The sequence below is a fragment of the Pseudomonas sp. NY15356 genome, from assembly GCF_048068175.1.
In the GTDB taxonomy this organism is placed as follows: Bacteria; Pseudomonadota; Gammaproteobacteria; order Pseudomonadales; family Pseudomonadaceae; genus Aquipseudomonas; species Aquipseudomonas putida_K.
Window position 1 is genome coordinate 13,883 of record NZ_JBLUPW010000013.1, and the last position, 23,635, is coordinate 37,517.

Here is a 23,635-nt window from a genome sequence, read left to right on the forward strand (position 1 = left end):
CCCTGGGGTATCGGCCGTAACGCGGCAAAGCTTGAATAGAGGATGAAAGAAGATGTCGGATTCTTCGCAAATCGTTGTAGGGGCGGGCATGGATGGCCAGCCCGTAGGCCAGGCCATGCGCCTGGCCAACCGCCACGGCTTGGTGGCCGGTGCCACGGGAACGGGCAAGACCGTGACCCTGCAGCACCTGGCCGAGGCCTTCAGCGACGCCGGCGTGGCGGTGTTCGCCGCCGACGTGAAGGGTGACCTGTGCGGTCTGGGCGCGGCCGGTGCGCCACAGGGCAAGGTGGCCGAACGTATTGCCGGCATGCCCTGGCTGGGCCATAAGCCCCAGGCCTACCCCGTCACCCTGTGGGATGTCGCCGGCCAGTCGGGCCACCCGTTGCGCACCACCCTCAGCGAAATGGGGCCCTTGCTGCTGGGTAACCTGCTGGAGCTGACCGACAGCCAGCAGGCGGCGCTGTACGCCGCGTTCAAGGTGGCAGACCGCGAGGGGCTGCTGTTGCTTGACCTCAAGGACCTCAAGGCCCTGCTCGGGCACCTGAAGGACAACCCGCAACTGCTGGGTGACGATGCCGCGCTGATGACCACCGGCTCCACCCAGGCCTTGCTGCGCCGCCTCTCGACCCTGGAGCAGCAGGGGGCCGAGGCCTTGTTCGGCGAACCGGCCTTGCAGTTGGAAGACCTGCTGCGCCCGGACGGTGATGGCCGCGGGCGCATCCACCTGCTCGATGCCAGCCGCCTGGTGCATGAAGCGCCCAAGGTATACGCGACTTTCCTGCTGTGGCTGCTGGCCGAATTGTTCGAACAGTTGCCCGAGCGTGGCGATGCCGACAAGCCGGTGCTGGCGTTGTTTTTCGACGAAGCCCACCTGCTGTTCAATGGCACGCCGAAAGCGCTGCAGGATCGTCTGGAACAGGTCGTGCGGCTGATCCGCTCCAAGGGCGTGGGCGTGTATTTCGTCACCCAGTCGCCGGGTGACCTGCCGGATGCGGTATTGGCGCAGTTGGGCTTGCGTATCCAGCATGGGCTGCGCGCCTTTACCGCCAAGGAGCAGAAGTCGCTGCGGGCAGTGGCCGATGGCTTCCGGCCGAACCCGGCCTTCGATGCGCTCAGCGTACTCACCGAGCTTGGGATCGGCGAGGCGTTGGTGGGCACCCTGCAGGACAAGGGCACGCCGGAAATGGTCCAGCGGGTGCTGGTCGCCCCGCCGCAGTCGAGGATCGGCCCGTTGACGGAGGTCGAGCGCAGAGCCTTGATTGCGGGGTCACCTTTGGCCGGGCGCTATGACAAGCCGATCGACCGGGAGTCGGCCTATGAAATGCTCACGGCACGCAAGGGCGAGCCGGTAGAGCCGGCCCCGCAGCCGCAGGCTGACGAGGAAAGCTTTGCCGACAAGGCCGGCGAGTTCCTGCAGAGTGCCGCGGGGCAGGCCATCAAGTCGGCGGTACGTCAGGCGGCCAATCAGCTCGGCCGGCAATTGGTGCGGGGGTTGATGGGGTCGTTGCTGGGGGGCAAGCGGCGGTAGCGAGCAGGGCCCTGTGGGGGCGGGCTTGTCCCGCGATGGCTGCGTCACGGATGTGAGCAGGAACGAAAAAGGCGCCTCGAAGGGCGCCTTTTCCACTACAGCGGTATCGCTCAGCTGATCGCCTTGGAGGCCAGCCAGAACAGGCCGGCGGCCAGGCTCATCGAAGCTGGCAGGGTCAGTACCCAAGCCAGCAGGATGGTTTTCACCGTGCCGCCTTGCAGGCCGCTCTTGTTGGCGACCATGGTGCCCGCCACGCCCGACGACAATACGTGGGTGGTCGACACCGGCAGGCTGAAGATATTGGCCATGCCAATGGCGCAGGCTGCAGTGATCTGTGCCGACATACCTTGGGCGTAGGTCATGCCTTGCTTGCCGATCTTCTCGCCAACGGTCAGGACCACGCGCTTCCAGCCGACCATGGTGCCCAGGCCCAGGGCCAGGGCGACGGCCACGATCACCCAGAACGGGGCGTATTCGGTGGTGGCGGTCAGGTCTTTGCGCAGCTTTTCCAAGTCGGCCTTTTCACGGCTTTCCAGGCCTGGCAGCTTGCCGACCTTCTTCGCGGTGTCGTCCAGGCAGAGCAGGTAGCGACGCACTTCGACACGTTTCTCGGCGCTCAGGTCGCGGTAATCGGTCACGCCCTTGAGCGATGATTGCAGGGCGGCGATGGTCGGCTCGGTCTGCTGCGGGTTGCAGCTGAACTGCTCGGGCAGGTCGGACGACTTGGCTTTGCCCAGCGCCAGGAACTCGCCCAGGGTGGCTGCGTTGCGCTCGTAGAACTGGCTCATGTGCAAGGTGGCGTCGCGGGTGCGCTCGATCTGGTAGGTGGTGCTGTTCAGATCGAGGACGAACTTCGCCGGAACGATGCCGATCAGCACCAGCATGATCAGGCCGATGCCTTTCTGGCCATCGTTGGAACCGTGCACGAAGCTCACGCCCATGGCAGAGATCACCAGTACCAGGCGGTTCCAGAAGGGCGGGTGCTTCTTGTCATCGAGCTTGCGACGCTGCTCGGGGGTCTTGTGCATCTTCGACAGCGGACGCCACCACTTCAGGCCGATCAGCACCAGGGCTGCGACGGCGAAGCCGGCCATCGGCGAGACCACCAGCGACAGCGCGATGTCGATCGCCTTCTGCCAGTTGACGCCATCGCCCAGTGGGATGTCGTTGAGCAGCGCGTTGGCCAGGCCCACGCCGAGGATCGAGCCGATCAGGGTGTGGGAGCTGGACGCCGGGATACCGAAGTACCAGGTGCCCAGGTTCCAGGTGATGGCCGCGGCCAGCAACGAGAAGACCATGGCCAGGCCGTGGCCGGTGTTCACATTGATCAGCAGCTCGACCGGCAGCAGGTGGACGATGGCATAGGCCACCCCGACACCGCCCAGCAGAACCCCGAGGAAGTTGAACACGCCGGAGAAGAACACGGCCAGGTGCGGCGGCATGGCTTTGGTATAGATGACAGTGGCTACCGCGTTGGCGGTGTCATGAAAGCCATTGATGAACTCGAATGCGAGCACGAAGGTCAAAGCGAGCAGCAAGCTCACCAGCACCCACGCATCCAGTCCGCTGAATAATTCGATCATGAAGGTTGTCTGGCGGTCATAGGGGGGCGCGATTATGCCAGAAAACCTTGGCAATCGATGCCCCCGCGACGAACCGATGACGACCCTGCCGACTGCCACGAAGCGCAACGCAAGGCGAGCTTCTGCAGGACTTCAGTGGCTAAAAGCAGCTAAATCCTGCGAAACAAATGGAAAAATCGCAAATTCTGCATGCGCTGAATGATTCAAACGCTTGTATTAAATTTGTGTAATTCCGTTTCGTTCCTGGCTTTTCGGTAAAAAAGCCTACGCCCGTCTTGCCTGACGGCAAGGCATGCGTGATGGCATGAAGCGCTGGGTCAGCTTTCTTCGCTGCGCAGTTCCTTTTCCATTTTTTCCAGTTCCTGGGCGAACGCCTGGTCCTGGACCGTGGCACGCTTGCGCCAAGGTTTGCGCTCCGGTTCCGGTTGTGCGGCATAAGTGGTGACTTCACCACCGTAAACATCCTTGTAACGTTCAGCCTGGCGCTCGAGTTCCGCGCGCAGTTCTTCTTTCGTCACAGTCATACCCGAATAAAATTTGAAATTTTGCGCTGGCCTTCGTCATGCAAAGTTATGCATACGGCTACGCCGCCAGTGCGAACAGGTTGTCGTAGCGACAATATTCAATACGGAACAGGGCACCCGGAAAGTGATTAAGGTCTTGGCCCTGCACGCGGCTTTGCTGGCGGGGAACTCGATGAGGGTGCCGGATGAGGGCGATGCCGAATGTCCGGGCCAGCGGGTTCGATTATAGCAACCAGCAAGTCAATGGCTACCTACTTTAGGCGACAACACCAAGCCACTGCACAGTTTAAGCCTGGCGTGTTTCACAATTGGGTAGGCCTTGAAAGTTTGAGGCTCGAGGGTTTCGAAAGTTCTTACAAAGAGCAACAAAAGGAAAAACGGCCTCGGGGTTAGCGAGGCCGTTGCCTGGGGACTTCTACGGTGGGTACCTGACCAGTCTCTCCAAAGAAGCCACATGTGGCAGGAGAAAGGTATAAGCAAACGTGTCAGCGGTCAATTGCGATTATCGGCCGTTGGTTCGATAATCGCACAAAGCGGAGATTTTTTTGAGGTAGCCATGAGCGAAGACACCCAGGACACCACCAACCCGGAACCGGCGCGCCCTGCGGCGCCCGCGCTGGCACCGCCGATCGTGGCATCGCCGGCCAAGCGCATCCAGGCCTTTACCGGTGATCCGGACTTCATGACCTCCCTGGCCCGGGGGTTGGCCGTCATCCAGGCGTTCCAGGAGCGTAAGCGCCACCTGACCATCGCTCAGATCAGCCACCGGACCGAGATCCCCCGGGCGGCGGTGCGCCGTTGCTTGCACACGCTGATGAAGCTGGGGTACGCAACCACCGATGGGCGTACCTATTCCTTGTTGCCCAAGGTGCTGACCTTGGGGCATGCCTACCTGTCGTCGACCCCGTTGGCGGTGTCCGCGCAGCCGTATCTGGACCGCATCAGCGACCAACTGCACGAAGCGGCCAACATGGCGACCCTTGAAGGCGACGACATTCTCTATATCGCCCGCTCGGCCACCGTGGAGCGCCTGATTTCGGTCGACTTGTCGGTCGGCGGCCGCTTGCCGGCTTATTGCACGTCCATGGGGCGGATCCTGTTGGCGGCGCTGGACGATGCGAGCCTTTGGGAGTACTTGGAGCGTGCCGACCTCAAGGCCCGTACCAGTCGCACCCTGCATGATCCGGATTCGCTGTTCGCCTGCATCCAGCAGGTGCGTGCCCAGGGCTGGTGCGTGGTCGATCAGGAACTGGAGCAAGGTTTGCGTTCGATTGCCGTGCCGATCTATGACGCCTCGGGGCAGGTGCTGGCGGCGCTGAACGTCAGCACGCACGTGGGGAGGGTGACCCGCAGCGAACTGGAGCAGCGGTTCCTGCCGATCCTGCTGGCAGCCAGTCGGGACCTATGCCATCAACTGTTTGGCTAGGGTTACCGCAGCTACGTTTGCGTCTCAAATTTTTAGTTCGATAATCGAACGAAAGTTCGATTATCGGATTGTAAGCCACCTGCGAGCCTCCTTAATCTGAGCGCATCGCAGCGATGCTCTTGCCCGCTGCTCACTGACCGGCTCGTCCTGACCAGGAGTCTCCAATGGCAGCAATCCTTTCCCTTCACGACGCGGTGAAGCAATTCATCCAGGATGGCGACACGGTCGCCCTCGAAGGTTTCACCCACCTGATCCCGACCGCCGCGGGCCACGAGATCATCCGCCAGGGCAAGCAGGACCTCACCTTGGTGCGCATGACCCCGGACCTGATCTACGACCAGCTGATCGGTGCCGGTTGTGCGCGCAAGCTGATCTTCTCCTGGGGCGGCAACCCGGGGGTCGGTTCCCTGCATCGCTTGCGAGACGCAGTGGAAAAGCGCTGGCCCCACGCGATCGAAATCGAGGAACACAGCCACGCCGACCTGGCCAATGCCTACGTTGCGGGTGCCTCAGGCCTGCCCTTCGCGGTGCTGCGTGCCTACGCAGGCTCCGACCTGCCGAAGGTCAACCCATTGATCAAGAGCGTCACCTGTCCGTTCACCGGCGAGGTGCTCGCGGCGGTGCCGTCGGTGCGCCCCGACGTCACCGTGATCCACGCGCAGAAGGCTGACCGCAAGGGCAACGTGCTGCTATGGGGCATCCTCGGCGTGCAAAAGGAGGCGGCCTTGGCGGCCAGGCGCTGCATCGTCACTGTCGAGGAAATCGTCGACGACCTGCGGGCGCCGATGAACGCCTGCATCCTGCCGACCTGGGCCTTGAGCGCGGTGTGCCTGGTGCCTGGTGGCGCTCATCCATCCTATGCGCATGGCTATTACGAGCGAGACAACCACTTCTACCAGGCCTGGGACCCGATCGCCCGCGACCGTGAGTCGTTCACCGCCTGGATCGACACCTATATCCGAGGCACCGTCGACTTCAACGCATTCAAGGCCAAGCTGGCCGGTACCGCGGAGGCTGCGCAATGAGCTATTCAACGTCCGAAATGATGACTGTCGCCGCAGCCCGTCGCCTGCGTAACGGGGCTGTCTGCTTCGTCGGCATCGGCTTGCCGTCGAAGGCCGCCAACCTGGCGCGTCTGACCTCGTCGCCCGATGTGGTGTTGATCTACGAGTCCGGCCCGATCGGCGCCAAGCCCAGCGTGCTGCCGCTGTCCATCGGGGATGGTGAGCTGGCGGAAACCGCCGACACCGTGGTGCCCACCGCCGAGATCTTCCGCTACTGGCTGCAGGGTGGGCGGATCGACGTGGGCTTCCTCGGTGCTGCCCAGGTCGACCGCTTCGGCAACATCAACACCACCGTGGTGGGTGACTACCATGCCCCCAGGACCCGCCTGCCAGGTGCCGGTGGTGCCCCGGAGATTGCAGGCTCGGCCAAGCAGGTGCTGATCATCCTCAAGCAGTCGACGCGTGCCTTCGTCGAAAAGCTCGATTTCATCACCTCGGTCGGCCACGGTGAGGGCGGTGATTCGCGTCAACGCCTGGGCCTGCCAGGGGAGGGGCCGGTGGGCATCATCACCGACCTGTGCATCATGGAACCGGAAGCCGGTACCCATGAGTTCGTGGTGACATCGATCCACCCGGGCGTGACCCGCGAGCAGATCATCGCCGCCACCGGCTGGCCGATTCGCTTCGCCGACAGCGTGCAGACCACCGCTGCACCCAGCGACATCGAGCTGGGTGCCCTGCGCGAGCTGGAGGCCCGCACCGCTGTCGCCCATGGGCAGACAGTAGGAGAAGTCTGATGCGTGACGTATTCATCTGTGATGCCATCCGCACCCCGATCGGCCGTTTCGGCGGAACCTTGGCCAGCGTGCGTGCCGATGATTTGGCGGCGGTGCCGCTCAAGGCGCTCATGGCGCGCAACCCCCAGGTCGACTGGGCCCAGTTGGACGAAGTGTTTCTTGGCTGCGCCAACCAGGCTGGCGAGGACAACCGCAACGTGGCACGCATGGCGCTGCTGTTGGCCGGCCTGCCGCAAAGCGTGCCGGGCGTGACCCTGAACCGCCTGTGCGCCTCGGGCATGGATGCCATCGGTACCGCGTTTCGCGCCATTGCCAGCGGCGAGATGGAGCTGGCGATTGCCGGTGGGGTCGAATCCATGTCCCGCGCACCTTTCGTGATGGGCAAGGCCGAGAGCGCCTATTCGCGCAACATGAAGCTCGAGGACACCACCATCGGCTGGCGCTTCGTCAATCCATTGATGAAGGCCGAGTACGGCGTGGACTCAATGCCTGAGACTGCCGACAACGTGGCCGACGATTTCCATATCTCGCGCGCCGACCAGGACGCCTTCGCCCTGCGAAGCCAGCAGAAGGCCGCGGCTGCCCAAGCCGCGGGCTACTTTGCAGAGGAAATCGTGCCGGTGTGTATTGCCCACAAGAAGGGTGAAAGCCTGGTCGAGCAGGATGAGCATTTGCGCCCGGAAACCACCCTGCAGACGCTGGCACGCCTCAAACCGGTCAACGGCCCGGAAAAGACCGTTACTGCCGGCAACGCCTCGGGTGTCAACGATGGCGCCGCGGCGCTGATCCTGGCCTCGGCCGAGGCGGTGCACGCGCATGGCCTGACCCCGCGTGCGCGGGTGCTGGGCATGGCCAGCGGCGGGGTAGCGCCGCGGGTGATGGGCATCGGACCAGTGCCTGCGGTGCGCAAGCTGAGCGAGCGGCTGGGGATCGCGGTGGGTGAATTCGATGTCATCGAACTCAACGAAGCGTTCGCCAGCCAGGGCTTGGCGGTGTTGCGTGAGCTGGGCATCGCGGACGATGCGCCGCAGGTCAATCCCAATGGTGGCGCCATCGCTTTGGGGCACCCCTTGGGCATGAGCGGCGCGCGGCTGGTGCTGACGGCGTTGCACCAACTGGAAAAGTGCGGCGGGCGCAAGGGCCTGGCGACCATGTGCGTAGGGGTAGGGCAGGGGTTGGCCCTGGCGATCGAGCGCGTAGACGCCTAAGCCCTGTAGGCGCGGCGGTGGAACGAGATTGTTACTGGGTGTGTCTAGATCAGGCAGGGACCTTCCTGGAGTGAGTACCTCATGACTTCTACCTATTACACAGGCGAAGAACGCAGCAAACGCATCTTCGCCATCGTCGGGGCTTCGTCGGGCAATCTGGTGGAATGGTTCGACTTCTATGTCTACGCCTTCTGCGCCATCTACTTCGCCCCGGCATTCTTCCCCTCCGACAACCCCACCGTGCAGTTGCTCAATACTGCCGGCGTGTTCGCCGCAGGCTTCTTGATGCGTCCGATCGGCGGCTGGATCTTCGGTCGCCTGGCGGACCGCCATGGCCGCAAGAATTCCTTGATGATTTCGGTGCTGATGATGTGCGGTGGCTCGCTGATCATCGCCTGCCTGCCGACCTACTCCAGCATCGGCGCCTGGGCCCCGGCCCTGTTGTTGCTGGCGCGGCTGATCCAGGGCCTGTCGGTGGGCGGCGAATACGGCACCACCGCCACTTACATGAGCGAGGTGGCCCTGCGTGGCCAGCGCGGCTTCTTCGCCTCGTTCCAGTACGTCACGCTGATCGGTGGCCAGTTGCTGGCGGTGCTGGTGGTGGTGATCCTGCAGCAACTGCTGACCGAGGAGGAGCTGCGGGCCTATGGTTGGCGGATCCCCTTCGTGGTGGGTGCCGTCGCCGCCTTGATCTCGCTCATGCTGCGTCGCTCGCTGAAAGAGACCAGCAGCGCCGAAACCCGCCAGGACAAAGAAGCCGGTACCATCGGTGGGCTGTTGCGCAACCATGCTGCCGCCTTCATCACCGTGCTGGGCTACACCGCGGGCGGTTCGTTGATTTTCTATACCTTCACCACCTACATGCAGAAGTTCCTGGTCAACACGGCCGGCATGCACGCCAAGAGTGCCAGCTACGTGATGACCGGTGCCCTGTTCCTGTTCATGCTTTTGCAGCCGCTGTTCGGCATGCTGTCCGACCGCATCGGGCGGCGCAATTCCATGCTGCTGTTCGGTGGCCTGGGCACGCTGTTCACCGTGCCGCTGCTGATGGCGCTGAAAACCGTGACCAGCCCTTTCCTGGCGTTCGTGCTGGTGACCTTGGCGCTGTGCATCGTGAGTTTCTACACCTCGATCAGCGGCCTGGTGAAGGCCGAGATGTTCCCGGCGCAGGTGCGTGCCTTGGGCGTGGGCCTGGCCTATGCCGTGGCCAACGCCGTATTCGGCGGTTCGGCCGAATACGTGGCCTTGGGCTTGAAGACCCTGGGCATGGAGAACACGTTCTACTGGTACGTGACCGCCATGATGGCGGTGGCCTTCCTGTTCAGCCTGCGCCTGCCGAAAGAGGCGGCCTACCTGCACCATGACCACTAGTGTCCTGTCTCGGAAATAAGCTGTTCACGTTTGGCGAGGCAGGACACAAGAGGCACGCTCCGGTAACGGGGCTGGCCGTCCATCAATGTTCAAATGTTTGAAGGAGACCGCTGTGGCGCACCTGCAACTGGCCGATGGCGTACTGAACTACCAACTCGATGGCCCTGAACACGCGCCGGTGCTGGTGTTGTCCAACTCGTTGGGGACCGACCTGCATATGTGGGACACGCAGGTGCCGGCGTGGCGTGAGCGGGTACGGGTACTGCGCTACGACACCCGTGGCCATGGCGGGTCGCTGGTGACCGAGGGGCCTTATACCATCGAGCAGCTGGGCCGTGACGTGCTGGCGTTGCTCGATGCCCTGGACATTCCACGGGCCCACTTCGTCGGCTTGTCCATGGGCGGGCTGATCGGCCAATGGCTGGGCATCAACGCCAGCACGCGCCTGCGTAGCCTGACGTTGTGCAATACCGCCGCGAAGATCGCCGATGACGAGGTGTGGAACACCCGTATCGAGACCGTGGGCCAAGGCGGACAACACGCCATGCTCGACCTGCGCGACGCCTCGCTCGCACGTTGGTTCACCCCGGGCTTCGTTCAGGCCCGACCCGAGCAGGCCCAGCGTATCTGCCAGATGCTGGCGCAGACCTCGGCCGAGGGCTATGCGGCCAACTGCGCAGCCGTGCGTGACGCCGATTTTCGCGAGCAACTGGGGCAGATCCAGGTGCCGACCTTGATCGTCGCCGGTACCGAGGATGCCGTGACCACGCCTGAGCATGGCCGCTTCATGCAGGCGCGGATCGCAGGCGCCGAGTATGTCGAGTTCCCGGCCGCGCACTTGTCCAACGTCGAGGTCGGTGCGCCGTTCAGCCGCCGCGTGCTCGATTTCCTGCTGGCTCATTGAGACTCTGAGGGAGTGCCTGTCAGTCAAGGCCTCGGGGCGCTGCATGCCCATCGCCGGCAAGCCGGCTCCCACAAGTCACGTATTAGCCTTGAGGGCAGCACTGTTCCTTTGGGAGGGTGCTTGTCCCGCGATGAGGGCGGCGCAATGACGCGGATCAAACCGCCGCTTTCTTCTGCCGCACCGCCACCGGGCCGGCGTTGGCCTCTACCGCGCGCTTGAGCGCCGGGCATAGCCCGAGCATGAACGCCAGCTCCGCTACCACGAACAGCGGGCCGATGATCAGCCCGCTGATATCGTCGACGAACGCCGGCTTGCGGCCTTCGTAATAATGCCCGACGAACTGGATGATCCAGCCCACCACGAACGCCCCCAACCCGGCGCTCAACCATAGCCCGGTGGCCTGTATGGCCAGCAGTTGGCCGACCCACAGGCACAACCCCAGCAGCGCACCCATGACCAGCCCGAAACGCAGGTCCAGGCGCAGGTAGAACCATACCGATGCGGCGGCCACGAGCAGCGCGGGGGAGAGCCAGATGCCGGCCAGGTCCCAGCCGGGGCGTGAGAGCAGGATGGTCACCGCCAGCACGATCAACGGGATGCCGATGAAGTGGGTGGCGATATTGCGCGGGTCGCGGTGGTAGGCCGCGTATTGGCTCAGGTGGTCGACGAGGCTTTTCATTGTTGTTCCTCCCTGTGTGGCTACAGGTTCACCCTGCAGCGGGGCTAACCGCCATGGCATGAGCATAGCGCTCGACCACCGGCGCTGGAACCGTGCGTAGGTAATGGGCATCCATCACTGGGGCGAATGGGCAGGCCGCAAAACGAAAAAGCCCACCGCGAGGGTGGGCTTGATGCACTGCAAGGCGATCAGCCTTTCGGTGATTGCGCCGCGGCCTGTTGGTTGGCCTGGCCGGTCTGCTCCAGCCAGCCACCACCCAGGGCCTTGTACAGGTTGACCTCGCTGACCAGCTGCGAGAGGCGGTCGCTGATCAGCGCCTGTTGCGAGCTGAACAGGTTGCGCTGGGCATCGAGGAAGGTCAGGTTGCTGTCGATGCCGATGCGATAGCGACGCTCGGCCAGGCGGTAGTAGTCCTGGTTGGCGGCCACCAGGTCGCGCTGCGCCTGAAGCTGTTCTTCAAACGTCTTGCGCGCGGCCAGGCCATCGGAGACTTCCTGGAAGGCGGTCTGGATGGTCTTTTCGTACTTGGCGACGTTGATGTCCTTCTGGATCTTCGAGTAGTCCAGGCTCGCCTTCAGGCTGCCGGCGTTGAAGATCGGCAGGTTGATCTGCGGCTGGAACAGCCAGGTGCCCGAGCCGCCCTTGAACAGCCCGCCCATGTCCGGGCTCAGGGTGCCGGCGTTGGCGGTCAGGCTGATGCTCGGGAAGAACGCCGCCCGGGCCGCGCCGATGTTGGCGTTGGCCGCCTTGAGCAGGTGCTCGGCTTCCTGGATGTCCGGGCGGCGTTGCAGCAACTCGGACGGCAGGCCTGCCGGCACTTCGGCCAACTGGTCTTCGCTGAGCTTGAGCGGTGCTGGAAGGTCGGCAGGCACGCCGGTGCCCAGCAGCACGGTCAGGCTGTTCAGGTCCTGGGCCACCAGGCGCTGGTATTGCGACAGCTTGACCCGGGCGCCTTCCACGGCGGTGCGTGCCTGGCTCAGGTCGAGCGCCGAGGCCACGCCCACTTCGTTGCTACGGCGGGTCAGGTTGTAGCTTTCCTCGTAGGTCTTGAGGGTTTCCTCGGTCAGCTTGAGCAGGGCCTGGTCGGCCTGCCAGGTGTAGTAGGCATTGGCCACGCTGGCCACCAGGCTGATCTGCGTGGAGCGGCGGGCCTGCTCGCTGGAGAGGTAGGTCTCCAGGGCCTGCTCGGTCAGGCTGCGTACACGGCCGAACAGGTCCAGCTCGTAGGCACTGACGCCCAGGGTCGCCGAGTACTGGCTGGTGATGCCTGCCTCGCCGGTCTGCGACATGTTCGCCGGTACCCGCTGGCGACTGCCGCTGCCATTGGCCGAGACCGCCGGGAACAGGTCGGCCCGCTGAATGCGGTACTGGGCCCGGTAGGCGTCGATGTTCAGCGCCGCGACGCGCAGGTCGCGGTTGTTTTCCAGGGACGTCTGGATCAGCTTCTGCAGCGCCGGGTCGTGGAAGAACTGGCGCCAGCCCTGCTCGGCGGCGGCCACGTTGGCCGACTCGGTCGGCGAGTACGCAGGGCCTTGCGGCCACTGCGCAGCCACCGGCGATTCCGGGGTCTGGTAGTCAGGGATCAGCGAGCAGCCGCCCAGGATGAAAGCGGTCACCGCCAGGGATAACAAAGACTTGGTCATTGCCCAGCCTCATAACGAGTAGTTTCAGGGGTGGCGTCGGGTTCTGGCTTCTTGCTGCCGAACAACGACGACACTGCTACGAAGAACAGCGGTACCCAGAAGATAGCCAGCACGGTCGCACTGATCATGCCGCCGATCACCCCGGTACCGATGGCGTGCTGGCTGCCCGAGCCTGCGCCACTGGCGATGGTCAACGGTACCACGCCGAGGATGAACGCCAGCGAGGTCATGATGATCGGACGCAGACGCATGCGGCAGGCCTCGATGGCCGCGTCATACAGGCTGCGACCTTGCTCGTGCAGTTCCTTGGCGAACTCGACGATCAGGATCGCGTTCTTCGCCGCCAGGCCAATGGTGGTCAGCAGGCCGACCAGGAAGTACACGTCGTTGGAGAGCCCGCGCAGGCTGGTGGCGATCAGCGCACCGATGATACCCAGCGGCACCACCAGCACCACGGCGATCGGGATCGACCAGCTTTCGTACAGCGCCGCCAGGCACAGGAACACGAACAGTACCGAGAGGGCGAACAGCGCCGGCATCTGCGAGCCGGAGAGCTTCTCCTCGTAGGACATACCGGTCCAGGAATAACCGATGCCTGCTGGCAGTTCGCCGGCGATGCGCTCGACCTCGGCCATGGCTTCACCGGTACTGTAGCCCGGCGCCGGGGCGCCGAGGATCTCGACGGCTTCCACGCCGTTGTAACGCGACAGCTTGGGCGAGCCGTAGGTCCATTCGCCCTTGGCGAAGGAGGAGAACGGCACCATCTCGCCGGCGCCGTTGCGCACGTACCATTTCTGCAGGTCTTCCGGGCTCATCCGGGCGCTGGGTTCACCCTGGATGTACACCTTCTTGACCCGGCCGCGGTCGATGAAATCGTTGACGTAGCTGCCGCCGAGGGCGATCGACAGGGTGTTGTTGATGTCGGCGATGGTCACGCCCAGGGCGCTGGCACGTTCGTCATCGATGGTCAGCTGGTACTGCGGCTCGTCGTTCAGGCCATTCGGGCGCACGGCGCTGAGCACCTTGCTCTGGGCGGCCTTGGCCAGGAACTGGTTGCGCGCTTCCATCAGCTTCTGGTGGCCGACGCCGGCGCGGTCCTGGAGGAACACGTCGAAGCCGGTGGCGTTACCCAGTTCGAGTACCGCAGGCGGTGCGAAGGCGAACACCATCGCGTCGCGGAAGCTGAAGAAGTGCTGCTGGGCGCGGGCGGCGAGGTTGAACACGCTGTTCTCGGCCGAACGTTCTTCCCACGGCTTGAGCATGATGAATGCCATACCCGAGCTCTGGCCACGACCGGCGAAGTTGAAGCCGTTGACGGTGAACACCGACGACACGGTATCGGCTTCGTCCTTGAGCAGGTACTCGCGCATCTGGTCGACCACCACCTGGGTGCGCTCGGCACTGGAGCCCGCCGGAGTCTGCACCTGGGCGAACAGAACGCCTTGGTCTTCTTCCGGAAGGAACGCGGTGGGGATGCGCATGAACAGCCAGATCATGCCGACCACGATCAGCGCGTAGGCCAGCAGGAACGGTGCCTTGTTACGCAGGATGGTGCCAACGCTACGCTCATAGCCTTGCACGCTGCGGTCGAAGTTGCGGTTGAACCAGCCGAAGAAGCCACGCTTGGCCACGTGGTGCTCGCCCTTTTTCAGCGGCTTGAGCATGGTGGCGCACAGGGCTGGGGTGAAGATCAGCGCGACCAGCACCGACAGGCCCATGGCCGAGACGATGGTGATCGAGAACTGCCGGTAGATCACACCGGTGGAGCCGCCGAAGAAGGCCATTGGCAGCAGGACCGCCGACAGCACCAGGGCGATACCCACCAGGGCGCCCTGGATCTGCTCCATCGAGCGCTTGGTCGCCTCCTTGGGCGGCAGGCCCTCCTCGGACATCACCCGCTCGACGTTCTCCACCACGACGATGGCATCGTCCACCAGCAGGCCGATGGCCAGGACCATGGCGAACATGGTCAGGGTGTTGATGCTGAAGCCCGCCGCGGCCAGGATGCCGAAGGTACCCAGCAACACCACCGGCACGGTCATGGTGGTGATGATGGTGGCGCGGAAGTTCTGCAGGAACAGGTACATCACCAGGAACACCAGCACCACCGCCTCGATCAGGGTGTGGATCACGCCGCTGATGGATTCGGTGACCACCGGGGTGGTGTCATACGGGAACACCGCCTTCACGCCTGGCGGGAAGAACGGCTCCAGGTCGCTGATGGTCTTGCGCAGCGCCTTGGCGGTATCCAGGGCGTTGGCGCCGGTGGCCAGCTTGATCGCCAGGCCCGAGGCCGGGAAGCCGTTGTACTGCGCGCTGATGGCGTAGTTCTCGCCACCCAGGCCGACCTTGGCGACATCGCCCAGGCGCACCTGGGAGCCGTCGCTGTTGACCTTGAGCAGGATATTTTCGAATTGCTCGGCGGTCTGCAGGCGGGTCTTGCCGATGATGGTGGCGTTGAGCTGGGTACCAGGCATCGCCGGCAGGCCGCCGAGCTGGCCGGAGGAGACCTGCACGTTCTGCGCGCTGACGGCGGTGCGCACGTCGACCGGGGTCAGCTGGAACTTGTTCAGCTTGGCCGGATCGAGCCAGATACGCATGGCGTACTGGGCACCGAAGACCTGGAAGTCACCTACACCTGCGGTCCGCGAGATCGGGTCCTGCATGTTCGAGACGATGTAGTTGGACAGGTCGTCCTTGGTCATGCTGCCGTCTTCGGACACCAGGCCGATCACCAACAGGAAGTTCTTCACCGCCTTGGTCACACGGATACCTTGCTGCTGCACTTCCTGCGGCAGCAACGGGGTGGCCAGGTTCAGCTTGTTCTGCACCTGGACCTGCGCGGTGTCAGGGTTGGTGCCCTGCTCGAAGGTGGCGGTGATGGTCATGCTGCCGTCGGAGTTGCTCTCCGAGGACACGTACCGCAGGTTGTCGATACCGTTGAGCTGCTGCTCGATGACCTGCACCACGGTGTCCTGCACGGTCTGCGCCGAGGCGCCCGGGTAGGTCACGGCGATGGCGATGGCCGGGGGGGCAATGCTCGGGTACTGGTTGATCGGCAGCTTCAGGATCGACAAGGCGCCGACCAGCATGATCACCAGTGCGATCACCCAGGCGAAGATCGGGCGATCGATAAAGAACTTCGACATGGTTTACTCCGCTTTGGCGTCTGCTTTCGCCGCGCTGGCCTGGGCTGGGCCGGCCGGCTTCTTGACGTTGGTGGCTTCGCTGACCTTGACCTCGACCCCTGGCCGCACGAACTGCAGGCCTTCGGTGATCAGGCGGTCGCCCGGGTTCAGGCCTTCCTCGATCAGCCAGTCGCTGCCCAGGGTACGGCTGGCCTTGAGCTGGCGCAGTTCGACCTTGTTTTCCTTGTTCACCACCAGTGCGGTCGGCGTGCCCTTGAGGTCACGGGTCACGCCCTGCTGGGGTGCCAGGATGGCGTTGGCGTTGACCCCGGCCTTCAGGCGGGCATGGACGAACATGCCCGGCAGCAGGGTGTGGTCGGGGTTGGGGAAGATCGCGCGCAGGGTGACCGAGCCGGTGGTCTCGTCGACCGCGACTTCGGAGAACTCCAGGCGGCCCTGCTGCTTGAACAGGCTGCCATCCTCGAGCACCAGCTGCACCGTGGCGGCGTTGTCGCCGGCCTTCTGCAGCTGGCCGCTCTCCAGGTCACGGCGCAGCTTGAGCAGCTCCGCGGTGGACTGGGTGACGTCGACATAGATCGGGTCGAGCTGCTGGATGGTGGCCATGGCGTTGCTCTGGCCATTGCTCACCAATGCGCCCTCGGTCACCGCGGAGCGGCCGATGCGGCCACTGATCGGGGCCAGGACCTTGGTGTAGCGCAGGTCGATCTGCGCGCTCTTGAGCGAAGCCTCGGCCTGCAATCGTTTGGCATTGGCGTCGTCGTATTCCTGTTTGGAGACAGCCTGCTCGTCGATCAGTTGCTTGTAGCGCTCGGCCAGCGAGCGGGTGGCCTGCAGGTTGGCCTTGGCGTTGGCCAGGTTGGCTTCGTAGACGGACGGGTCGATCTGGTACAGCTGCTGACCTTCCTTGACCTCGGTGCCTTCCTTGAACAGGCGCTTGAGGATGATGCCATTGACCTGCGGGCGGACCTCGGCCACGCGGAAGGCGGTGGTACGCCCCGGCAGTTCCGAGGTCAAGGTATAGGCCTGCGGTTGGAGGGTAACGACGCCGACCAGAGGAGCCTGCGCTGCGGGCGCTGCTTCTTCTTTCTTACAGCCACTTAGCAGGGTTGCCAGGGCGACGGCGGAAACCAGGGCGGTGACGGCTGGCTTGAATTGCATGAGGATCCTCGGGTCGCTAGAGCAGGGAGACGCTCAAGAATAATGGAAGTGCTTTCAGAAAAGGTGCTATCCGGTGGATAAATAGCTTACTAACGAATATACTTACATTCATGCTTGTTTGTAAATACCGCAGGCGGGTGCACAACGCCGCAGCGGATCCGTCGATTAATCCCGGGGCGAGCCTTCAATAGGCTGCTCCGGCCTGAACTACCGCGTGCCGTACGCGCACGCGGGCCATGATGAGGTTGAGCTGCCATGGTCCGTCGAACCAAAGAAGAAGCCCAGGAAACCCGTGCCCAGATCATCGAGGCAGCGGAAAAGGCCTTCTACAAGCGCGGGGTTGCGCGAACCACCCTGGCCGACATCGCGCAGCTCGCGGGCGTGACCCGCGGGGCGATCTACTGGCATTTCAACAACAAGGCCGAACTGGTGCAGGCACTGCTGGACAGCCTGCATGAAACCCATGACCACCTGGCCCGTGCCAGCGAAAGCGAGGACGAGCTCGACCCGCTGGGCTGCATTCGCACATTGTTGCTGCAGGTGCTCAACGAGCTGGTGCTCGATGCCAGGACCCGGCGTATCAATGAAATCCTGCACCACAAGTGCGAGTTCACCGATGACATGTGCGAGATCCGCCAGCAACGCCAGAGCGCAGTACTGGATTGCCACCAGGGTATTGCGCTGGCCATGGCCAATGCCGTGCGTCGCGGGCAGTTGCCGGGCGACTTGGACGTGGAGCGTGCCGCGGTCGCCATGTTCGCCTATGTCGACGGCCTGATCGGGCGCTGGTTGCTGTTGCCGGACAGCTTCGACCTGCTGCGCGATGTGGAGAAATGGGTCGACACAGGGTTGGATATGCTGCGCTTGAGCCCTTCGTTACGCAAATGAGACTTTGTTAATGATTGTGATGAAGTGTTTCCCTACTGCATTAAGGGGGCGTTAATACGTTTGGGCGCACAGCGCCCCCAACCGCTCACCGCCCCCGCAACTGCCGATCAGGCATGGCCATTGCCGCAACCAGCCCCAGCAACGAGACCCCGGCACTGATCATCAACAACAGGCGGAAGGTTTCCATCAACCGCGCCTGGGTGATCGGGTCTGGCTCTCCAGCCTTTAGGCTGCCCAGCAGCGGATTGCCAAGCGCCTCGAAACCGCCCTGGTGCAACAAGGCCAGCAACAGGCTGGACATGCACGCCACACCCATCGCCCCGCCCAAAGCACGGAACAGGTTGGTGGTACTGGTGGCCACGCCGATGTCCTTGAGTTCGACCGCGCTCTGGGTGCCGACCAGCGAGGTGGGGAATTGCAAGCCGCAGGCAATGCCGGTCAGCAACATGAACAAGGCGCCGAGCAGGGCCGACTGGGGAGGCGTCAGGGCCATGCCGAGAATCGCCAGTGGCATCAGCACGAAGCCGACCAGGATTTGTGGCCGGTAGCGACCGGTGCGGCTGGTCAGTCGACCGCCGGTGAAGGCCCCCAACGGCAAACCCATGGCCAACGGCAGCAGGTACAGCGCTGCGCTGTCGGCACCGGCGCCGGTGATACTCTGGTAGCGCAACGGCATCAGCATGGTCAGGGAAATCGACTGAAAACTGGCGAAGAAGATCGCACACCAGCACAGCACGGCAGCGCGGTTGCCGAACAGTGTGAGCGGCAGCAGTGGCTCCTGGCAGCGTCGTTCATGGGCAATGAACAACAACAGGCCGAGCAGGGCGCAGGCCAGCAGGGCCAGCACTGGCGACGATGCCCACGGGTGCCCCTGGCCGACCAGGGTGATGCCCAGCAGCAGGCTGCCAAGGCCCAGGATCAGCAACAACGCGCCCAAGTAGTCCACCTGCGCCTCGCGCCGACGTACGGGCATCCCGCCGAGGGCGCGACGGATCGCCCACAAGGCGAACAGGCCCAGCGGCAGGTTGATCCAGAACACCCAGCGCCACGACAGGTATTCGGTCAGCCACCCACCGAGCACGGGGCCAGCGACACTGGCCAGGGCGTACATGCTGCTGAAATACCCTTGGTAGCGGCCCCGTTCGCGGGGCGGGACGAAGTCGCCGATGATCGCCTGGCTTACCGAGACCATACCGCCCGCGCCGACTCCCTGGAGCACGCGCGCCAGCACCAGTTGCTGCATGTCCTGGGCCAGGGCGCAGGCCACCGAGGCCAGGGTGAACAGTGCGGTGCCGGCCAGGATCATGCGACGGCGCCCGTACAGATCGCCAAGCTTGCCGTAGATCGGCACGGCCACGGTCATGGCCACCATGTAGCCGGAAATCACCCAGGCCAGCAGGCCGACGTCGTTGAACTGCGCCGAAATCGCCGGCATCGACACTGCGACGATGGTCTGGTCCAGGGCTCCGAGGAAGATCGTCAGCATCAAGGCGGTGAGGACACTGCGCAGGACAGTGGGGGGCAGGGCGGCAGTCACGAAGTAACCTTGTCGAAGTCATTGTCGAAGGGGCGCCAGCGCCGCGCGGCAAGGGGCTGGCCGAGCCCGCATTGTAGCTGAGTTAGGTAGCTTCCTATGTACTATGTGCATCCCCTATGCAAGATCGGCATTGGCGCGTTCATCCAGTAGTGCATGGCTGCGTGATATCGTGACTTCACCGCAGCGGCTGAAATACGGGGCCTGCACCAGCATGGTGCAAGATTTTCCGGTTCCGTTTCCTGTCGTTGTATCCCACACCTTCTATTCCTCTGCCTGCATGTCGAGCATGACCGCCCTGATGGCGACGGTTGGAACAGGTCAGGTAGACCCGATTCAGGGGTCGGTAGTCAGCCCGTTCAAATTTTCCTGTTATTGCGGAGTGATCATGCCCAAGGCTTCCCACCACGATCTGCGTTTTGCCTTCCGTGAACTGCTTGCGTCCGGTTCGTGCTATCACACCGCTTCGGTTTTCGACCCCATGTCGGCACGTATTGCCGCGGACCTCGGCTTCGAAGTCGGTATCCTCGGAGGTTCGGTTGCCTCGCTGCAGGTCCTGGCCGCGCCGGACTTCGCCCTGATCACCCTGAGCGAATTCGTCGAGCAGGCCACCCGTATCGGCCGTGTCGCCCAGTTGCCGGTGATCGCCGATGCCGACCATGGCTACGGCAACGCGCTCAATGTCATGCGTACGGTGATCGAGCTGGAACGCGCCGGCGTTGCCGCGCTGACCATCGAAGACACGCTGCTGCCGGCGCAGTTCGGGCGTAAATCGACCGACCTGATCCCGGTGGAGGAGGGCGTGGGCAAGATTCGTGCGGCCATCGAGGCGCGGGTCGATTCGGCGCTGTCGATCATTGCCCGGACCAACGCTGGCGTGCTGACCACCGAGGAAATCATCGTACGCACCCAGAGCTACCAGAAGGCGGGCGCCGACGGTATCTGCATGGTGGGGGTGAAGGATTTCGACCAGCTCGAGCAGATCGCCGAACACCTGAGCGTGCCGCTGATGCTGGTGAGCTATGGCAACCCGAACCTGCGCGACGACGCGCGCCTGGCGAGCCTCGGCGTACGCATCGTGGTCGATGGCCATGCGGCCTACTTCGCCGCGATCAAGGCCACCTACGACTGCCTGCGCCTGCAGCGTGGGCAACAGAACAAGTCCGAGAACCTCAGCGCCACCGAGCTTTCGCACACCTATACCCAGCCGGAGGAATACATCCGCTGGGCCAAGGAATACATGAGCGTCGAGGAGTGACAGGCCAGGGCGGGCCCGTTGCGGCCCGATCGCCGGCTCGGTACAGCGCCGGCTGATCAGAACGCCTTGTCCCACTCCGGTTCGTCCTGGAACCGCTGCGCCAGGAAGTCCAGCATGCTGCGCAGGGTTGCGGGCATGTGCTTGCGCGAGGTGTACACCGCATTGAGGCTCAGCTCCCGGGGGCGCGCCTGGGGCAGCAGGCGCACCAGCTCGCCACTGCGCAAGGCCGGTGCGGCCTGGTAGGTCGGTAGCATGGCGACCCCGGCACCCGCCAGGGCAGCCTTCTGCAAGGTCATGGCCTCGTTGGCGCTGATGTTGCCCTGCACCGGCACGGCCACGTTTTGCCCATTCACCTCGAACTGCCACAGGCTGTGCCCGAAATAGGCATGGGTCAGGCAATTGTGCCGGCTCAACGCCTCGACCTGTTCGGGCACGCCATGTTCGCGCAGGTAGGCCGGGGCGGCGCACACCACCGAGCGGCACACGGTCAGGCGGCGGGCGATCAGGTTCGGGTCCAGGTCGTTGCTGGTGCGAATCGCCAGGTCGATGCGCTCGTCCACCAGGTTGACCGTGCGATCGAGCATCTGCAGCTCGACCTTCACCCCCGGGTAACGCTTCACATAGTCAGCCACTGCATCCACCAACTGGGCCTGGCCGAACGAGGTGCTGACACTGATACGCAGCTCACCGCGCGGTGCTTCGTCAGGCTGTCGCACGGCGGCCTGCAGATCGCCGGCCAGTTCCAGCAACTGGCGACAGCGGGGCAGGGTTTCCTGGCCGGCGGCGGTAAGGCTGAGCCTGCGCGTGGTGCGCTGCATCAAGCGGGCGCCGACCCACTCTTCCAGCTCGGCCAGATAGCGTGATACCACCGGCCGCGAGAGTTGCAGGTGATCGGCTGCGGCCGACTGGCTGCCCAGGTCGATGACGGTGACGAAGACGCGCATGGCGTTGAGACGGTCCATGATCTGCTCGATTTCAGAAACAAACTATGTCCAAGCATCGCATTTTTTGTGACGAATCTGGCAACTAAGCTGTTGTTCACTTTCTCGCTCACAGGAACAAAACGATGTCGTTGATCACCACCCTACGTGGCCTGGCGCTGGCCAGCCTGGCACTGGTCGGCCAGGTACTTGCCGCTGAGCCGCTGCACCTTGAGGTCTACAACCCAGGCCACGAGGCCATCTTCCCGGTCAGCTCGGTGATCGTCAGCGGTGAGCACGATGCCGTGCTGGTCGACGCCCAGTTCGGCAAGGCCCAGGCCGAGCAGTTGGTCCAGCGCCTGCGCGCCAGCGGCAAGCGGTTGACCACCATCTACATCAGCCATGGCGATCCGGACTATTACTTCGGCCTCGACACCCTGGTCCGTGCGTTTCCCCAGGCTCGGGTGGTCGCCTCGGCGCCTACCGTGGCGCATATTCGCAAGACCATGGAGGCCAAGCTGGCCTACTGGGGGCCGAAGATGGGTACCGACAAGCCCGAGCACCTGGTCGTGCCGCAGGTCCTGGACGGCGACCAGCTGGAGCTGGAAGGCCAGGCGCTGGAAGTCGTGGGCCTGGACGGCCCGCAGCCAGAGCGCAGCTTCGTATGGGTTCCTTCGATCAAGGCAGTGGTCGGTGGCGTGGTCGTGGCGGAGCACATCCATGTGTGGATGGCCGACACCCAGACCGCCCAGTCCCATGCCGACTGGCTCAAGACCCTCGAACGTATCGAGCAGCTCGGGCCTCGTACCGTGATCCCTGGCCATTACTTGGGCCAGAGCAGCCGCTCGCTGGAGGCGGTACGTTTCACGGCCGGCTACATCCGAGCCTTCGATGCCGAAACGGCCAAGGCCACCGATGCCGCTGCGCTGGTCAAGGCAATGGAGCGACGCTACCCCGGTCTTGCCGATGGCAGCTCGCTGGAACTCAGTGCCAAGGTGGCCAAGGGGGAAATGGCGTGGTGATCGGGTCTGCCTAGGCAATTGCGGCGCTCGATCTCACAGCCCCCACCTACTCAAGACCAACCCTGCATTTCACTGACAGGCCCGCGCTTCGAGCCAGTCCATCAGTTCGCCCAACCCTGCCGGCATGTGCTTCGAAGGGCTGACCAGGTAATACCCCTTGCCGGTCAGCACCTTCAGCTCGAACGGCATGCACAGCCTGCCACTGCGCAGGTCATCGCCGACCAGGGCCCAGTCGCCGATCGCCACGCCGGTGCCCTGGGCTGCCATGGCCATGGCCATGTCCAGGGTCTCGAAATGTTGACGAGGGCCGTGCGGCACGATCTCGGTTCCCGTGGCCTGCAGCCAGAGCTGCCAGTCATGTTCGTCCCGGGAAGGGTGCAGCAGCATGTGTCGTCCCAGGTCCTGCACGTGGGCCAGGGGCACAGGCCCCTCCAGCAACGACGGCGCACATACCGGGGTCAATTGTTCGTCGAACAGCTTACGCACCTGCAGGCCAGTGTCAGGCGGCGCGCCGTAGACCACTGCGGCATCGAAGCCTTCTCGCCGGAAATCCACGCCGTGCTGGACAGTGGTAGTCAGTTCCACCGGCACATCCGGGCGCAGGGCCTGCCATTCCATCAGCCGTGGCAGCAGCCAGCGCATCACGCATGTCGGCGCCTTCAACTGCAGCGTAGTGCTGCGTCCGCCGACTTCACGCACGCCTTGCTCGATCAACGCGAACACCTGCTGGACCCGGGGCAGCCAGTCCTGGCCTTCGCGGGTCAGGCTCAGGCCACGGGCCTGGCGCAGGAACAACGGATAGCCGAGGTGCTCCTCGAGGCCGGCGATCTGCCGGCTCACCGCGCCTTGGGTAATGTGCAGTTGCTGCGCCGCACGGGTGAAATTGCAGTGCTGGGCGGTGACCAGGAAGGTATGCAGGGCAGGGAGGGGCGGCAGGCGTTTCATTGTCGTGAGCCATGATCCAGGAACATGGCTAGTATGTGTTTTTTTGCATTGTGGCGATAGCTGCGCCTTGCTTCCATGGGCACCTGAACTCAAC

At 63.8% G+C, this 23,635-nt stretch carries 19 protein-coding genes; 10 read left to right on the forward strand and 9 right to left on the reverse strand.

Annotated features, from left to right (window positions below):
- The first annotated feature begins 52 nt into the window (after positions 1 to 52).
- Entirely contained in the window at positions 53 to 1,528 is a 1,476-nt protein-coding gene (locus tag ACNFCI_RS12565) for a helicase HerA-like domain-containing protein (protein WP_324812873.1), read from the forward strand.
- 110 nt (positions 1,529 to 1,638) lie between these two features.
- Here ACNFCI_RS12565 and ACNFCI_RS12570 read toward each other — a convergent pair whose 3' ends face one another.
- Positions 1,639 to 3,111: an inorganic phosphate transporter gene (locus ACNFCI_RS12570; protein WP_084855852.1), complete on the reverse strand. Its 1,473-nt coding sequence runs from the start codon at positions 3,109 to 3,111 to the stop codon at positions 1,639 to 1,641.
- A 317-nt stretch (positions 3,112 to 3,428) separates the two neighbouring features.
- Positions 3,429 to 3,629 (reverse strand): hypothetical protein, encoded by a 201-nt coding sequence (locus ACNFCI_RS12575; RefSeq protein ID WP_084856120.1) that lies wholly within the window; start codon positions 3,627 to 3,629, stop codon positions 3,429 to 3,431.
- 562 nt (positions 3,630 to 4,191) lie between these two features.
- Here ACNFCI_RS12575 and pcaR point away from each other — a divergent pair.
- The 6 genes from pcaR to pcaD all read left to right on the forward strand — a co-directional run bounded on the left by pcaR (position 4,192) and on the right by pcaD (position 10,345).
- Entirely contained in the window at positions 4,192 to 5,061 is an 870-nt protein-coding gene (pcaR, locus tag ACNFCI_RS12580; protein ID WP_084855853.1) for a pca regulon transcriptional regulator PcaR, read from the forward strand.
- 164 nt (positions 5,062 to 5,225) lie between these two features.
- Complete coding sequence (locus tag ACNFCI_RS12585; RefSeq protein ID WP_084855854.1) at positions 5,226 to 6,086, forward strand: CoA transferase subunit A; 861 nt, start codon at positions 5,226 to 5,228, stop codon at positions 6,084 to 6,086.
- Positions 6,083 to 6,862, forward strand: a complete 780-nt coding sequence (locus tag ACNFCI_RS12590) for a CoA-transferase subunit beta (protein ID WP_084855855.1) — start codon at positions 6,083 to 6,085, stop codon at positions 6,860 to 6,862. The genes ACNFCI_RS12585 and ACNFCI_RS12590 overlap by 4 nt, the downstream gene beginning before the upstream one ends.
- Positions 6,859 to 8,070: a 3-oxoadipyl-CoA thiolase gene (pcaF, locus tag ACNFCI_RS12595; protein WP_368829562.1), complete on the forward strand. Its 1,212-nt coding sequence runs from the start codon at positions 6,859 to 6,861 to the stop codon at positions 8,068 to 8,070. Before ACNFCI_RS12590 ends, pcaF begins: the two co-directional genes overlap by 4 nt.
- A gap of 81 nt (positions 8,071 to 8,151) precedes the next feature.
- Positions 8,152 to 9,441, forward strand: a complete 1,290-nt coding sequence (locus tag ACNFCI_RS12600; protein WP_324812862.1) for an MFS family transporter — start codon at positions 8,152 to 8,154, stop codon at positions 9,439 to 9,441.
- A gap of 112 nt (positions 9,442 to 9,553) precedes the next feature.
- Positions 9,554 to 10,345, forward strand: coding sequence for a 3-oxoadipate enol-lactonase (pcaD, locus tag ACNFCI_RS12605; protein WP_368829544.1), 792 nt, complete (start codon positions 9,554 to 9,556; stop codon positions 10,343 to 10,345).
- Between the two features lie 154 nt (positions 10,346 to 10,499).
- Here pcaD and ACNFCI_RS12610 read toward each other — a convergent pair whose 3' ends face one another.
- The 4 genes from ACNFCI_RS12610 to ttgA all read right to left on the reverse strand — a co-directional run bounded on the left by ACNFCI_RS12610 (position 10,500) and on the right by ttgA (position 16,974).
- Positions 10,500 to 11,024 carry a DUF962 domain-containing protein gene (locus ACNFCI_RS12610; protein ID WP_324812857.1) on the reverse strand — a complete coding sequence of 175 codons (525 nt, stop codon included), beginning with the start codon at positions 11,022 to 11,024 and terminating at the stop codon, positions 10,500 to 10,502.
- 188 nt (positions 11,025 to 11,212) lie between these two features.
- Entirely contained in the window at positions 11,213 to 12,667 is a 1,455-nt protein-coding gene (locus tag ACNFCI_RS12615; RefSeq protein WP_084855860.1) for an AdeC/AdeK/OprM family multidrug efflux complex outer membrane factor, read from the reverse strand.
- A complete protein-coding gene (gene ttgB / locus ACNFCI_RS12620) occupies positions 12,664 to 15,816 on the reverse strand; it encodes a multidrug efflux RND transporter permease subunit TtgB (protein ID WP_084855861.1) in 3,153 nt (1,050 codons plus the stop codon). The genes ACNFCI_RS12615 and ttgB overlap by 4 nt, the downstream gene beginning before the upstream one ends.
- A gap of 3 nt (positions 15,817 to 15,819) precedes the next feature.
- Positions 15,820 to 16,974, reverse strand: coding sequence for a toluene efflux RND transporter periplasmic adaptor subunit TtgA (gene ttgA, locus ACNFCI_RS12625; protein WP_084855862.1), 1,155 nt, complete (start codon positions 16,972 to 16,974; stop codon positions 15,820 to 15,822).
- Between the two features lie 255 nt (positions 16,975 to 17,229).
- Between ttgA and ttgR the strand changes: the two genes are divergently transcribed.
- Positions 17,230 to 17,862: an efflux transport transcriptional regulator TtgR gene (gene ttgR / locus ACNFCI_RS12630; protein WP_084855863.1), complete on the forward strand. Its 633-nt coding sequence runs from the start codon at positions 17,230 to 17,232 to the stop codon at positions 17,860 to 17,862.
- A gap of 85 nt (positions 17,863 to 17,947) precedes the next feature.
- Here ttgR and ACNFCI_RS12635 read toward each other — a convergent pair whose 3' ends face one another.
- Positions 17,948 to 19,399 (reverse strand): MDR family MFS transporter, encoded by a 1,452-nt coding sequence (locus ACNFCI_RS12635; protein ID WP_368829543.1) that lies wholly within the window; start codon positions 19,397 to 19,399, stop codon positions 17,948 to 17,950.
- A 385-nt stretch (positions 19,400 to 19,784) separates the two neighbouring features.
- On the opposite strand from ACNFCI_RS12635, the gene ACNFCI_RS12640 reads away from it, so the two are divergent.
- Positions 19,785 to 20,654 carry an isocitrate lyase/PEP mutase family protein gene (locus ACNFCI_RS12640; protein ID WP_084855865.1) on the forward strand — a complete coding sequence of 290 codons (870 nt, stop codon included), beginning with the start codon at positions 19,785 to 19,787 and terminating at the stop codon, positions 20,652 to 20,654.
- Between the two features lie 56 nt (positions 20,655 to 20,710).
- Here the strand turns inward: ACNFCI_RS12640 and ACNFCI_RS12645 are convergent, their stop codons facing one another.
- On the reverse strand, positions 20,711 to 21,616 hold the full coding sequence (locus ACNFCI_RS12645) for a LysR family transcriptional regulator (RefSeq protein WP_368829542.1): 906 nt from the start codon (positions 21,614 to 21,616) through the stop codon (positions 20,711 to 20,713).
- Between the two features lie 104 nt (positions 21,617 to 21,720).
- Between ACNFCI_RS12645 and ACNFCI_RS12650 the strand changes: the two genes are divergently transcribed.
- Positions 21,721 to 22,596 (forward strand): MBL fold metallo-hydrolase, encoded by an 876-nt coding sequence (locus ACNFCI_RS12650; protein WP_084855867.1) that lies wholly within the window; start codon positions 21,721 to 21,723, stop codon positions 22,594 to 22,596.
- Between the two features lie 69 nt (positions 22,597 to 22,665).
- On the opposite strand, the gene ACNFCI_RS12655 is transcribed toward ACNFCI_RS12650, so the two are convergent.
- A complete protein-coding gene (locus tag ACNFCI_RS12655) occupies positions 22,666 to 23,541 on the reverse strand; it encodes a LysR substrate-binding domain-containing protein (protein WP_084855868.1) in 876 nt (291 codons plus the stop codon).
- Positions 23,542 to 23,635 lie beyond the last annotated feature (94 nt).